The sequence below is a fragment of the Micromonospora sp. NBC_01739 genome (genome assembly GCF_035920385.1).
GTDB lineage: Bacteria > Actinomycetota > Actinomycetes > Mycobacteriales > Micromonosporaceae > Micromonospora.
The window spans coordinates 3019763-3033692 of record NZ_CP109151.1; the positions used below are offsets into that span (position 1 = coordinate 3019763).

The 13930-nt window shown below is 70.8% G+C and carries 11 protein-coding genes; 7 read left to right on the plus strand and 4 right to left on the minus strand.

The window, feature by feature from the left end; all coding sequences use genetic code 11:
* Window positions 1-2: 2 nt before the first annotated feature.
* Window positions 3-1244: a glycosyltransferase gene (locus OIE53_RS13320; protein ID WP_327026915.1), complete on the minus strand. Its 1242-nt coding sequence runs from the start codon at window positions 1242-1244 to the stop codon at window positions 3-5.
* 461 nt (window positions 1245-1705) lie between these two features.
* Here OIE53_RS13320 and OIE53_RS13325 point away from each other — a divergent pair, with 461 nt between their 5' ends.
* The gene (locus OIE53_RS13325) at window positions 1706-3583 is read left to right on the plus strand and encodes a nucleoside-diphosphate sugar epimerase/dehydratase (protein WP_327026916.1); all 1878 of its coding nucleotides are present in this window, start codon (window positions 1706-1708) and stop codon (window positions 3581-3583) included.
* Window positions 3584-3634: 51 nt separating this feature from the next.
* On the opposite strand, the gene pgm is transcribed toward OIE53_RS13325, so the two are convergent.
* Together pgm and glgC are read right to left on the minus strand one after the other, a co-directional pair.
* Window positions 3635-5290: a phosphoglucomutase (alpha-D-glucose-1,6-bisphosphate-dependent) gene (gene pgm, locus OIE53_RS13330; RefSeq protein ID WP_327026917.1), complete on the minus strand. Its 1656-nt coding sequence runs from the start codon at window positions 5288-5290 to the stop codon at window positions 3635-3637.
* Window positions 5287-6519: a glucose-1-phosphate adenylyltransferase gene (gene glgC, locus OIE53_RS13335; RefSeq protein WP_327026918.1), complete on the minus strand. Its 1233-nt coding sequence runs from the start codon at window positions 6517-6519 to the stop codon at window positions 5287-5289. Before glgC ends, pgm begins: the two co-directional genes overlap by 4 nt.
* Before the next feature lie 71 nt (window positions 6520-6590).
* On the opposite strand from glgC, the gene glgA reads away from it, so the two are divergent.
* A complete protein-coding gene (gene glgA, locus OIE53_RS13340) occupies window positions 6591-7787 on the plus strand; it encodes a glycogen synthase (RefSeq protein WP_327026919.1) in 1197 nt (398 codons plus the stop codon).
* Window positions 7788-8404: 617 nt separating this feature from the next.
* Here glgA and OIE53_RS13345 read toward each other — a convergent pair.
* The gene (locus OIE53_RS13345) at window positions 8405-9004 is read right to left on the minus strand and encodes a hypothetical protein (RefSeq protein WP_327026920.1); all 600 of its coding nucleotides are present in this window, start codon (window positions 9002-9004) and stop codon (window positions 8405-8407) included.
* A 68-nt stretch (window positions 9005-9072) separates the two neighbouring features.
* On the opposite strand from OIE53_RS13345, the gene OIE53_RS13350 reads away from it, so the two are divergent.
* The 5 genes from OIE53_RS13350 (at window position 9073) to OIE53_RS13370 (ending at window position 13879) form a co-directional block, all read left to right on the plus strand.
* A complete protein-coding gene (locus OIE53_RS13350; RefSeq protein ID WP_442791388.1) occupies window positions 9073-9285 on the plus strand; it encodes a winged helix-turn-helix domain-containing protein in 213 nt (70 codons plus the stop codon).
* Window positions 9286-9369: 84 nt separating this feature from the next.
* Window positions 9370-9984: a TetR/AcrR family transcriptional regulator gene (locus OIE53_RS13355; protein WP_327026922.1), complete on the plus strand. Its 615-nt coding sequence runs from the start codon at window positions 9370-9372 to the stop codon at window positions 9982-9984.
* Window positions 9981-11210 carry an NADH:flavin oxidoreductase gene (locus OIE53_RS13360; RefSeq protein ID WP_327026923.1) on the plus strand — a complete coding sequence of 410 codons (1230 nt, stop codon included), beginning with the start codon at window positions 9981-9983 and terminating at the stop codon, window positions 11208-11210. The genes OIE53_RS13355 and OIE53_RS13360 overlap by 4 nt, the downstream gene beginning before the upstream one ends.
* A 14-nt stretch (window positions 11211-11224) precedes the next feature.
* Entirely contained in the window at window positions 11225-12928 is a 1704-nt protein-coding gene (locus OIE53_RS13365; RefSeq protein ID WP_327026924.1) for a 3-ketosteroid-delta-1-dehydrogenase, read from the plus strand.
* 105 nt (window positions 12929-13033) lie between these two features.
* A complete protein-coding gene (locus OIE53_RS13370) occupies window positions 13034-13879 on the plus strand; it encodes an SDR family oxidoreductase (protein WP_327026925.1) in 846 nt (281 codons plus the stop codon).
* Window positions 13880-13930: the final 51 nt, after the last annotated feature.

Consider the following 13930-nt stretch of genomic DNA (forward strand, 5'->3'; position numbering starts at 1 on the left):
ATTCACGAATCAGCGCCACAGCACGACGGGTGGATCGGGTCACCGGGCCGTACCCATGACGCCCGGCGAGCCTGCTCGAGGATGTTCGGGCCGTCAACGCGCCGACGCCACGATCGGTATGCGTCGCCAGCTGCACGACGCGCGTGCGCCCGAGCCACCTGATCCAACGCGGCGAACCGTTCGAGCTGCCCGGCGAGATCGTCGACGGTGAGCCGCTTCAGGACCGCGCCACCACCAGCGGTCAGCAGGTCCGTCCAAGGCGTCTGGTCGGAGCAGATCACGGGACAGGATGCGGAAAGGCTCTCGGCGATGACATGCCCAAAGTTTTCGCCGAGCGTGGGGAAGACAAAGGCGTCGTACCTGGCGAAGGTGCTCCGTACCTCGTCCGCAGCCAACTCGCCGCAGTACCGCACCTGTACCGTCGTCGGCAGGCGCGCGAACAGGTTCTGGCACTTCTCCCAGTAGCCGACATTCTCCATCGGCCCGTATATGTCGAGATCCATCGGCGTCGAGACCTGCTGCAACGCCCGCAGTACAAGGATCAAGTTCTTCTCGGGGCTGATGCGACTGATAAACACGAGCCGGGCAGGGCCGGGTGCGACCGGTCCCGGCGGAAGCGGTTCGTACGGCAGCGACACCTGCGACCTGTTGATCTCGATCTGTGCCCATGGGCACGCTCGCCGGATACTCTCCGCCTCACGATCACTGGTGGCATGCCAGACGACTCCCAGCGTCCTGAGCAGCGGCAGCCAGAACCGGAGGAACACCTGCTTCTTCCGCCGCTTGAGGGAGAGCGAGCCGGGCGACAACTCCCCCCGCGGGGCCACGAGGATCCGCGACACCCTCAGCACACCCAGCCGTGCCGCGATGATCGGCACGAGTGAGAACATCGAGAAGAGACTGTTCACGTACAGCAGGTCGAAGGAAGTATCTCGGAACTCGCGCCGCAGCTGACGCCATTGACCCGCCCGTGAGACGGTCAGGTAGAACACCCGCGCTCCTGACTGCATGACCCAACGGCCAGAGAGACCCGGATACGGAGTCGGCGTGGCGAGATCGCGGTCACGCGTCACCAAGGTCAGGTCGATGCTCTCGGATATCGATTCCACGATCTGGACGAGAGAGCGCACCGGGCCTCCATACCGATGCCCCGGCACGAACCCGCCACAGGTAGCCAGGACGCGAAAGGGTTCAAGGTCGTGTTCCCGAGTCGGGTTGGCCTTGGCTCCCACCGCATCGAGCACCAGCTTCTCCTCTCCCCCTGCGAGCACACCGGGACAAACGACCGACCCGGGCGACAGGTCGCGCGGGAATCAGCGGACCTGAAAACCCTTCGATTTCGTCGCGCCCTGATCGACGCATTGGCATGTGTCCCGTCGGAGATCGAGACGGTGCTCAGCCGTAGCCGGGCCGAGCGGCTGGCCCGCAAGGGCATCGACCTCAGGGTCAAGAAGGTTCGTGGTAAGACCAGTCGACGGTTGCGCGCGGCCCGCTGGCGTGAATGGCATTCGACTGTTCCTGAATACCGGCCGGCGGAGGCGACAATATTTCGCCCCAGCGACGAGCCATACCAACAACCGGCCACAGAAACGCGAAACCCAGAACCCGCAGAGCAAACGTCGGCTAAGCAGTTACGGGATGCATGTGGCCCTGACCTGCCGTAGGTCATCATCGGCCACCGACAGCAGGACAGGGGAGTTTGTACATGCTGCGGGAAATTGAGCGTGTCCAGCGAACGCCATCCACGGCCACCGACCGCATCAGGGCGAGCAGCCGACGTACCGCCGTCTTTCTCGTCGCCGACGCGCTCGCCTGGGTCGGTGGATTCACGGTCGCCGGTTGGGCAAGGTACGAACAAATCCTCACCATCGATCAGGCTGTCAACGCGGTGATGCTCGGCGGCGCTGCCGCCGTACTGCATGTCGGATTGAGCGCGCTGCGCCGGATCTATTCGGGTCGGCAGCCGCTCGGCAGTGTCGAGGAGGTCCGCGGTCTCGCGGGCACCACCGCCACCACGGCTGCCGTTGTGCTGATCGCCCTGCTGGCGTTCGACCAACGCCCGGTGCCTGGCAGCACCCCGGTGGTCGGTGGGGCGTTGGCACTGTTGCTGATGCTCAGCTGCCGTCTGCTGCATCGGCACCGGCGGGACCGGGCCATGCGTCCGGACGCCCGTTCAGCGACCCCGGTGCTGCTCTTCGGCCTCGGCGAGGCCGGACAGGGACTCGTCCGCGCGATGCTCGGCGACCCGAAGGGCCGCTACCTGCCCGTCGGCGCCCTCGACGACGACCCGGACAAGCAGGACCTGCGCATCGCCGGCGTCTCGGTCCTGGGTGGCCGGGCCGAGATCGCCAAGGCCATCCACCGCACCGGCGCGACCGCGCTGATCTTCTCCGTGGCGAACGCCGACGCCACGCTGATCCGCGAGATCCGGGAGGCCACGCTCCGCACGGGCGCCACATTCAAGATCCTTCCACCGATGCGGGAGCTGGTGGATCACCGCATCACGGTCAGGGACGTACGGGACGTCCAGATCAGTGACCTGCTCGGCCGACGTCAGGTCGTCGGTGATCTGACCCTGGACGACAACGTGCTCGCCGGCCGGCGCGTCCTGGTCACCGGCGCCGGCGGCTCGATCGGCTCCGAGTTGTGCCGGCAGATCATGCAGGCCAACCCCGGTGAGCTGATGATGCTGGACCGGGACGAGTCAGCGTTGCACGGCCTTCAGATGTCGCTCACCGGTCGGGCACTGCTGGACGGCCCCGAGCTGATCCTCGCCGACTTGCGCGACGACGAGGGTGTCCGGCGCATCATGCGGCAACGACGCCCCGAGATCGTCTTTCATGCTGCGGCGCTCAAGCACCTGACGCTGCTGGAACGGCACCCGGGAGAGGCTGTCAAGACCAACGTCTGGGGCACTCTCACCGTGCTCGACGCCTGCCGGGACGTGGCCCGGTTCGTGAACATCTCCACCGACAAGGCCGCCGACCCGATCAGCGTGCTGGGTTACTCGAAACGCATCACCGAGATGCTCACCGCGCACGCCGCGGCGGCCTACCCGGGCACCTTCCTCAGCGTGCGGTTCGGCAACGTGCTGAGCAGCCGCGGCTCGGTGGTGACCGCCTTCCAGCGACAGATCGAGGCCGGGCAGCCGCTGACCGTCACCCACCCGGACGTGACCCGGTATCTGATGACGGTGCAGGAGGCCGTCCATCTGGTCCTCCAGGCGGCGAACATAGGCCGGGACGGCGAAGCCCTGGTGCTGGACATGGGTGAGCCGGTACGCATCGACGACATCGCGCGCCGGATGGTCGAACAGGCCGCCAGCACAGTCGAGATCGTTTACACCGGTCTGCGGCCGGGCGAGAAGCTGCACGAGGATCTGCTGGGTAGCGGCGAGTCCGACCACCGGACGCTGCATCCGCTGATCTCGCACGTCAGAGTGCCTGTGTTGGATCCCCTGGAGGTCAGCGGACTGGATCCGTTCGACGAGCCGGACAAGGTCATCGACCAGCTCGCCCGGCTCTGCGGCGTCCTTCCCGGCGCGCTTCTCAACCAGAAGACCGGCATACCGCTCGCCCGCTGAGCCGGAACCGGATGCATACGGCGGGGACCCTGTTGTTGGGGTCCCCGCCGTTCAGCCTGTCGCCTTCAGCACCTCGGTGACCAGGTCCTGGGCCTCCTCCTGGAGGCGGGCCAGGTGTTCGGGGCCCTGGAAGGACTCGGCGTAGATCTTGTAGACGTCCTCGGTGCCGGACGGACGGGCGGCGAACCAGCCACTGGCCGTGGTCACCTTCAGCCCGCCGATCGAGGCGCCGTTGCCGGGTGCCGTGGTGATGGTGGCGGTGATCGGTTCACCGGCAAGTTCGGTGGCGCGTACCTGTTCCGGAGAGAGCTTGCCGAGCACGGCCTTCTGCTCCCGGGAGGCGGGGGCGTCGATCCGAGCGTACGCGGGGGCACCGAAGCGTTCGGCCAACTCTGCCCAGTGTTCACTCGGGGTGCGGCCGGTCAGGGCGATGATCTCGGAGGCGAGCAGGCAGAGCAGGATGCCGTCCTTGTCGGTGGTCCAGGTGCCACCGTCGCGCCGCAGGAAGGACGCCCCGGCGCTCTCCTCCCCGCCGAAGCCGACCGTGCCGTCGAGCAGCCCGGGCACGAACCACTTGAAGCCGACCGGCACCTCCAGCAGCGGACGCCCGAGGTCGGCCGCCACCCGGTCGATCATGGAGGAGGAGACCAGGGTCTTGCCGACCGCCGCGTCCGGGCCCCACTTCTCCCGGGTACGGAACAGGTGGGAGATGGCCACGGCGAGATAGTGGTTCGGGTTCATCAGCCCGGCGTCGGGGGTGACGATGCCGTGCCGGTCGGCGTCGGCGTCGTTGCCGGTGGCGACCTGGTAGTCGGCGCGCATGGCGATCAGCGAAGCCATCGCGTTCGGCGACGAGCAGTCCATCCGGATCTTGCCGTCCCCGTCGAGGGTCATGAACCGCCAGGTCGGATCGACGATCGGATTGACCACGGTCAGGTCGAGGCGGTGCCGGTCGGCGATCTCGTCCCAGTAGGCGACGCTGGCCCCGCCGAGCGGGTCGGCGCCGATGCGGACCCCGGCGGCGCGGATCGCGTCCAGGTCGAGCACGGCCGGCAGGTCGTCGACGTACGCGCCGAGGAAGTCGTACGTGCCGGTGGTGTCGACGGTGCGGGCCCGCGCGTACGGGACGCGGCGCACCTGCTGGAGCCCGGCAGCGAGGATCGCGTTAGCCCGGTCCTGGATCCACTTCGTGACGTCGGAGTCGGCCGGGCCGCCATGGGTGGGGTTGTACTTGAATCCCCCGTCGTCCGGCGGGTTGTGCGACGGGGTGATCACGATGCCGTCGGCGAACCCGGCGGTGCGGCCCCGGTTGTGGGTGAGGATCGCGTGCGACACCGCGGGGGTGGGGGTGTAGCCGTCGCGGCTGTCCAGCAGCACGGTGACCCCGTTGCCGGCGAGCACCTCCAACGCGTCCACGGCGGCGGGCGCGGAGAGCGCGTGGGTGTCCCGGCCGAGGAACAGTGGCCCGTCGATGCCCTGCTCCCGCCGGTAGTCGCAGAGCGCCTGGGTGACGGCGAGGATGTGGTCGGAGTTGAAGGCGTTGCGCAGGCTCGACCCACGGTGCCCCGAGGTGCCGAAGGAAACCTGCTGAGCCGGGTCGGCCGGGTCCGGATGCTCGGCGTAGTAGGCGGTCACCAGCCGAGGCACGTCGACCAAGTCGGCAGGCTGAGCCGGCTGCCCGGCCCGGGGGTGAGTACCACCACTCACGGTTCCACCTTCTGTCCTTTGCCGATGACCACGATGCCGTTGTCGGAGACGGTGTAGCGCTGTCGGTCGCGTTCCAGATCGACGCCGATCTCGGCGCCCTCGGGAACGTGGACATTCTTGTCCAGAATGGCCCGACGCACCACCGCGTGCCGACCGATCTCCACCCCCTCCATCAACACCGAGCCGTCCACATGGGCCCAGGAGTGCACCTTCACCTTGGGCGAGACGATCGAGTTCTCCACCAGTGAGCCGGAGATCACCGCCCCGGGGGAGACCATCGAGGCGACCGCGCGGCCGACCCGCTCCCCCCACTGGTGCACGAACTTGGCCGGCGGGTACGGCGGCTGCTCGGTGTAGATCGGCCAGTCGAAGTTGTAGAGGTTGAACACCGGGTGCACGTTGATCAGATCCATGTGGGCGTCGTAGAAGGAGTCCAGGGTCCCCACGTCCCGCCAGTAGCCCCGGTCCCGGTCGGTGCTGCCGGGCACCTCGTTGTCACGGAAGTCGTAGACGTTGGCCTCACCCCGCTCGACGAGCATCGGGATGATGCTGCCGCCCATGTCGTGCTTGCTGGAGCGGTCCTCGGCGTCCCGCTCGACCGCCTCGACCAGGGCCCGGGTGGTGAAGACGTAGTTGCCCATCGAGGCGTAGATCTCGTCGGGGGCGTCCGGCAGCCCCACCGCGTCGGTGGGCTTCTCCCGGAAGGCCCGGATCCGCCGGCCGTCCTCGGCCACCTCGATGACCCCGAACTGGTCGGCCGTGGACAGCGGCTGCCGGATGCCGGCCACGGTCACGGCGGCCCCGGAGGCGATGTGCTCCTCCACCATCTGCCGGGGATCCATCCGGTAGATGTGGTCGGCTCCGAAGACGATCACATAGTCGGGCTGCTCGTCGTAGATCAGGTTGAAGCTCTGGTAGATCGCGTCCGCCGAGCCGGAGAACCACCAGGGGCCCCGGCGCTGCTGCGCGGGCACCGGGGTGACGTAGTTGCCGAGCAGGGTCGACATCCGCCAGGTCTTGGTGATGTGCCGGTCAAGGGAGTGGGACTTGTACTGGGTCAGCACGACGATCTTGAGGTACCCGGCGTTGGCCAGGTTGGAGAGGACGAAGTCGACCATGCGGTACATCCCGCCGAACGGGACGGCCGGCTTGGCCCGATCCGTGGTGAGCGGCATCAGGCGCTTGCCCTCTCCGCCGGCCAGGACAATCGCGAGCACCTTCTCAGCCATGACCAGACGCTATCCATCCCGGTGCCGCTTCACCACTTGTACGGCCACACTTCTGCACTAGGGTGCCGGGCATGACCGACTCCATCCCGCTGCGCGTCGACCTGCTCACCCGGGAGTACCCGCCGGAGGTCTACGGGGGCGCCGGGGTGCATGTCGAGTACCTGGCCCGGGAGTTGCGCCGGCTGACCGAGGTCCGGGTGCACTGCTTCGGCGCGCCGCGTACCGAGCCGGGAGTGCGGGCGTACCCCGAACCGGCGGGCCTGGCCGGCGCGAACCCGGCCCTGCGGACCATGGGGGTGGACCTGGAGATGGCGGCCGGGTGTGCCGGCGCGGACGTGGTGCACAGCCACACCTGGTACGCCAACCTGGCCGGGCACACCGCGAAGCTGCTGTACGGGGTGCCGCACGTGGTGACCGCGCACAGCCTGGAGCCGCTGCGCCCCTGGAAGGCCGAACAGCTCGGCGGCGGGTACGCCCTCTCCTCCTGGTGCGAACGCACCGCCTACGAGTCGGCCGACGCGATCGTGGCGGTCAGCGCGGGGATGCGCCGGGACGTGCTGACCGCGTACCCCTCGGTGGATCCGGACCGGGTGCACGTGATCTACAACGGCATCGACACCGCGCAGTACGCCCCCGACCCGGGCACGGACGTGCTGGCCCGACTCGGCATCGACCCGGCCCTGCCCAGCGTGGTCTACGTCGGGCGGATCACCCGGCAGAAGGGCCTGCCGCACCTGCTGCGCGCCGCCCGCGACCTGCCCCCGGACACCCAACTGGTGCTGCTGGCCGGGGCACCGGACACCCCGGAGCTCGCCGCCGAGGTGGAGGGCCTGGTAGCCGAGCTGCGGGCGGGCCGCTCCGGGGTGATCTGGGTGGCCGAGATGCTGCCCAAGCCCGAGGTGATCCAGGTGCTCACCCACGCCACCATCTTCGTCTGCCCCTCGGTGTACGAGCCGATGGGCATCGTCAACCTGGAGGCGATGGCCTGCGAGACCGCGGTGGTGGCCACCGCCACCGGCGGCATCCCCGAGGTGGTCGTCGAAGGCGAGACCGGCCTGCTGGTCCCGATCGAGCAGACCGGTCTGGACGGCACGCCCGCCGACCCGGCCCGCTTCGAGGCCGACCTGGCGGCCCGGCTCAACGAGCTGCTGGCTTCTCCCGACCGCGCCGCCGCGCTTGGCCGGGCCGGCCGCCGCCGGGCGGTCGAGCACTTCTCCTGGGACGCGATCGCCGCCCGCACCCTCAACCTCTACCGCTCACTGAGGTAAGGAAGGGCACCCTGTTAACGCCTCGGGTAGAGGAGGGGCCCCCATTTAACGCTCGCCCAGAGTTCTGTCGGTACGCCGGCTGTGGCGGCGCTGCGCCGGTACGGGGTGCGCGGCACGGGTTGCCGCATGTCGCCATCTCTGGGTCCCGTGAGCTGTCGCCGGCATACGGCGTCTCGGGGCATTCGGGCTGGTCGGGGGGTTGCGGCTACTCGGGTTTCCAGGCTCGGGGAGGGGCGGGTGGCGACCACCCTGCCCCTCCTGTCCCTATCGAGCTGAACCGTTCACGCCGTCACCTCGGCGGGACCGTCACCGTTCCCCGGCTCGTCCGCCGTGAGCCGTTTCCGCTCTCAGCTCGATAGGCACACTTCCCACTACCTCCACCCCCAGGCCGCGAAGAGACGCGCGCGCAGAACCGGATCGACATCGGCAAGCCGCCGGCCCGGTCCCATAAACGCTCGCCGTCACGGGGCGGATCGGTGTGCGACCGCGGGCGGTCACTCGCCACGCAGCAATTCCATGAGTTCATGTGTAGACATGTGCTCGGTCTGCTTGGCACGGATACGTCTTGAGGCGAGGTGTCCGGCCCCAGCCGGTCCACCCTCGAGAGCCGCTCTGGGTCATCGGGCGACGTGGAGGGTGGCCGCGAGGCGGGTCAGGGCGGCGGGTGCGGCGGTGGACCGGGCCACGGCGGCCACCAGGTCCCGGGCCGCCGGCCGGTCGTGCACCTCGCTGCGCGCGGTGCCTTCTGCGGCCAGCAGCGCCCGTCCGGCCCGGGACATCTCGCCGGCCGAGGCGGACGCGCGGGCCACGTCGAGCAGGTACGCGGCCCGGTGCTCGGGCGGTAGCCACCGCCAGCCTGGGCTGGCAAGCAGTCGTTCGTGGCGTACCGTCGCCACCGGCAGGTCTCCCCGCGCGGCCTCGACGAGCACGCGGGCCGCATGCACCGCCGCCGGGCCGAAACCCTCACCGCCGAAGCTCCCCTGATCCGCGAGCGCCACGGCCTGGTCGACCAGCCCTCGGGCACTGCGATCGTCGGCCCGATCGGCGGCGGCCAGCGCGGCCTGAAGCAGCAGCGTCCCGCGCAGCGACCCGAAGCGGGCAGCCGGATCGCGGGGGCCGAGGCGGTGGGCGGCCACGACGGCGGCCCGCAACGCGGCCCCGTTACGGTCACAGCAGCGCAGTGCCTGACACAGCGGTACGGTGGCGACGGCGCTCACCTGCGGATCCTCAGTGGCTGGCATGCTCGACGCGCTGACGAGAGGCCGTTGCCATGCCCAGACAACCCGTGTACGAACAGATCATCGCCGACGTGATCGCATCGATTCGGTCCGGCGCACTGAAGCCTGGCGAGAAGTTGCCCTCCATCGCGCAACTATGCGAGCAGTACCAGGCCAGCCCGACGCCGATCAGGACAGCGTTACGAATCCTCGACGAGCGGGGCTGGATCGAGGTGCACCAGGGCAAGGGTTCGTTCGTGGCTAACGAACCGCCCGCCTGACAAGGACAGTCCAGCCGCCGACGGCATGCCTCAGCCCACGGCCGATTATTGGCGTACCACGCCAAAAAGTGTTTCACTTGCCGCATGGCCTCGGAGAACCCGCCCACCCCGCGCCGACGTGGCCGACCCACCGTGCTCGATCCCGAGGCGGTCGGCACCGCGGCCCTGCGGCTCTGGGCGGAGCGCGGCTACGGCGCCACCGGCTGGGAGGACATCTCGGCGGCCACCGGGATCAGCGCCCGCACCCTGATGCGGTACTTCCCCTCCAAGGCCGCCCTCGCCTGGGTGGGGGTGCCCGCCGCCACCCGGCGGCTGACCGAGACGTTCCGCACGCTGCCCCTTGACGTCCCGTTGTCGGACGCCCTGCGCGCCGCCGTGGTCGCCTCCGTCTCCGACGACGCGCTCGTGCTCAGCGCGGGCGGGTACTGGATGCGGGTCGTCGCTGAGGAACCCGAGCTGGCGGGAGCCTCCGCGCGCGCCTACGCGCCCTGGACCGAGGCCCTCGCCCGGGAGATCGCCCGGCGTCGACCGGGAGCGCCGAGGGCGATCTACCACGCGGTCGCCACCGCGTACCGCGAGGCGGCCCAGGCCGCGCTCTACGACTGGGCCCGCAGCCCCGACGGCTCGCCCGCCCACGCCGTCGACGCCCTGCTGCGTCGGCTGGACATCCGCATCACCACACCCGAGGAAGCCCCGTGACCACCACCCGCCCGATCCCCGACCCGCTCGCCCCCGCCGTCCTCGGTCCGGTGCGCCTGCGCAACCGGGTCATCAAGTCCGCCACCTTCGAGGGGGCGACCCCGGACGCCCTGGTCACCGACCGCCTGATCGAGTACCACACCGCCGTGGGTCGCGGCGGCGTCGGCATGACGACTGTCGCCTACCTCGCCGTCGCGCCCGAGGGGCGCACCGAACAGGGCCAGGTCTACTGGCGGCCCGAGGCGTTGCCCGGGCTGCGCCGGCTGACCGAGGCGGTGCACGCCACCGGCGCCAGGGTCAGCGCCCAGATCGGGCACGCCGGTCCGGTGGCCAACTCCCGCTCGAACGGGCTGCCCTCGCTCGCGGCGTCGGCGCGGTTCAACCCCCTGGGGATGGGCTTCGACCGCGCCGCGAGCCACGACGACATCCACCGCATCGTGGCCGCCCACGGCAGCGCCGCCGCGGCGGCGCGCGAGGTGGGCTTCGACGCCGTCGAGGTGCACCTGGGCCACACCTACCTCGCCGGATCGTTCCTTTCGCCGAAGCTCAACCGACGCCGGGACGAGTTCGGCGGTGCGCTGGCCAACCGCGCCGAGTTCCCGCGCCGGATCCTGGCCGCCGTCAAGGAGGCCGTCGGCGACGACATGGCCGTCATCGCCAAGATGAACATGCGCGACGGCGTGCCCGGCGGTTTCGACCTCGACGAGTCGATCCCGTTCGCCCGAATGTTGCAGGCCGACGGACACCTGGACGCCCTGGAGCTCACCGGTGGGTCCTCGCTGCTCAACCCGATGTACCTGTTCCGGGGCGACATCCCGCTCGCGGCGATGGCCGCGCCCCAGCCGCCGCTGCTGCGACTCGGGATGAAGATGTTCGGCCGGTTCCTGTTCCGCGACTACCCCTACCAGCCGCTCTACTTCCGCGACCTCGCGCTCCAGTTCCGCCGCGAGCTGTCCATGCCGCTGATTCTGCTCGGCGGCGTCACCGACCTCGACGGGATGCGTACGGCCATGAGCGACGGCTTCGAGTACGTCGCGATGGCCCGCGCCCTGCTCAGGGAGCCGGACCTGATCAACAAGATCCGCCGCGACGCCGCCACCCGGTCGCGCTGCACCCACTGCAACCTCTGCGCCGCCAGCATCTTCACCGGCACCCACTGCCCCCTGGACGCCGAGGGGACGACGGCGCTCGTCGCCGCCGGTACCCGGCCCGTCGTCGCCCCGTAGTAAGGAGTTCCCCGATGTCCGTACCCCGGCAGCCCCGGCCCACCTCGGTCGACCTCGTCGTGATCGGCTCCGGCACCGGCCTGGCCGCCGCGCTCAGCGCCCACGAGGCCGGCCTCTCCGTGGTCGTCGTGGAGAAGTCGCGCTGGGTCGGCGGCTCCACGGCGCGCTCCGGCGGCGCCTTCTGGATCCCGGCCAATCCCGTGCTGGCCGCCGAGGGCTCCGGGGACACGCCCGAGCGCGGCGCGGCGTACCTGGAGGCCGTCGTGGACGGCTCCGCGCCCGAACAGCGCTGGCGCAGCTTCCTCGAGCACGGCACCGCCACGGTCGAGATGCTCACCCGGACCACCCCGATGCGCTTCCTCTGGGCGCGCGGCTACTCCGACTACCACCCGGAGCTGCCCGGCGGCACCGCCGCCGGCCGTAGCTGCGAGTGCCGCCCGCTCGACCTGAAGCTCCTCGGTGCCGACCGGGCGCGGCTGCGTCCCGCCGTCCTCTCCGCGCCCGTGCCCATGCCGGTCACCGGCGCGGACTACAAGTGGCTCAACCTGATGGCGAAGACCCCGGTTCGCGCGCTGCCCCGCATCATGACCCGCCTCGCCCAGGGCCTCGGCGGCCTCGCGGTCGGGCGGGAGTACGCCGCCGGCGGCCAGGCCATCGCCGCCGGCCTCTTCGCCGGCGTCCGCCGTGCCGGCATCCCGGTCTGGACCGAGACGGCGCTGGAGCGGCTCCTGGTCGAGGGGGACCGGGTCGTCGGGGCCGAGCTGCGCCACGGGGAGACGACCTTCGCCGTACGGGCCGAGCGGGGTGTCGTGCTCGCCACCGGCGGCTTCGACCACGACCTGCCGCTGCGGCACGCCCACCACCACCGCGACCTGGGCGGCTGGAGCCTCGGCGCGGACAGCAACACCGGCGACGGGATCCGCGCCGCCCAGGAGGCGGGCACCGGCACCGACCTGATGGAGCAGGCGTGGTGGTTCCCCGCCGTCGCCCCGGTCGGCGACGCCGCGCCGTCGGTGCTCCTCGCCGAGCGTTCCCTGCCCGGGTCGCTCATGGTGGACGGCACGGGCCGCCGGTTCGTCAACGAGTCCTGCGACTACATGACGTTCGGGCAGCGGGTGCTCGGCCTCGCCCGCGAAGGTGGGGCGCTGCCCACCATGTGGCTGGTCTTCGACCAGCGGTACCGCAACAGCTACGTCTTCGCCGGCACGCAGTTCCCGCGCGCCCCGCTGCCGAAGTCCTGGTACGCGGCGGGCATCGCGCACCGCGCGGGCACCCCGGGTGACCTCGCCCGGTCGATGGGCGTGGACGCCGACGCGCTGAACGCCACCCTGGCGCGGTTCAACCGGTTCGCCGCCGCCGGGGTCGACGACGACTTCGCGCGCGGCGCCAGCGCGTACGACCGCTACTACGGCGACCCCACGGTGACGCCGAACCCGAACCTGCGGCCCCTGGCCGGCACCCTGTACGCCGTCCGGGTCGTCCTGTCCGATCTCGGCACCTGCGGCGGGATCCGGGCCGACGGCCTCGGCCGGGCGCTGTCCGACGCGGGGACCCCGGTCCCCGGGCTGTACGCCATCGGCAACGCCGCCGCCAACGCCTTCGGCCGCACCTACCCGGGGGCCGGGGCGACCATCGGCCAGGGCCTGGTCTACGGCTACATCGTCGGGCGGCACGCGGCGGGCAAGCTCCCCGCCGCCGACCAGGCCCGGGCCGCCTGATGGCGGAATAGGCACGGCTTTTGTCGGGATCGTCGCACCCGGGGTCGCCCGGCGTGCCAGCATCCGGCAAGGGGCCGGCCGTCGGCGTAGCGGAGAGGAACCGACATGGGTACGTACGTGGTGACCGGCGCGGCCTCGGGCATGGGCCGGGCGTCCGCCGAGCGGCTGCGGCGCGACGGGCACACCGTCGTCGGCGTGGACCTGCGGGACGTGGAGGTGATCGCCGACCTCTCCACGCCGACCGGGCGCGCGAACGCGGCCACCGAGGTGCTGGAGCGCGCCGGAGGGCGGCTCGACGGGGCGGTCTGCGCTGCCGGGCTCGGCGGCATCCCCGGCCGGGACCGGATCGTGCAGCAGGTCAACTTCTTCGGCGTGGTGGAGCTGCTCGAGGCGTGGCGACCGACCCTGGCCGCCGCCGGCAACAGCAAGGTCGTGGTGTTCGGCTCGAACTCCGTCACGCTCACCCCGATGGTGCCGGAGCGCGCCGTGCGGGCCCTGCTCGACCGCGACGCCGCCCGGGCGCTGCGCGTGGTGGGACGCTTCGGCAAGCGCTCGGCGCCGTTCGCGTACGCGAGTTCGAAGCTGGCGGTGACCCGGTGGGCGCGCCGCGCCGCGATCTCGCCGGAGTGGGCCGGTGCCGGCATCCGGGTGAACGTCCTGGCCCCCGGCATCATCTCCACTCCGCTGTTGGAGGAGCAGATGGCCCGGGGCGAGAAGGAGGCGGTCGAAGGGCTGCCGGTGCCGATCGGCGGGCGCGGCAACCCGGCGGACGTCGGCGAGTGGGTGGCGTTCATGCTCTCGCCGGCCGCCGACTTTCTCTGCGGTTCGGTGATCTTCTTGGACGGCGGCTCGGACGCCTACTTCCGCACCGACGACTGGCCGGTCTCGACCGGCCCGGTCGGGGTGCTGCGCTACCTGCGGCGCGCCAAGGCGTGGCGGGCGCGGCGCTGACCGGCGCGGCGGAAGCAGTGCGCAACCGAGCGCGAAAGGATCTCGCGCAGT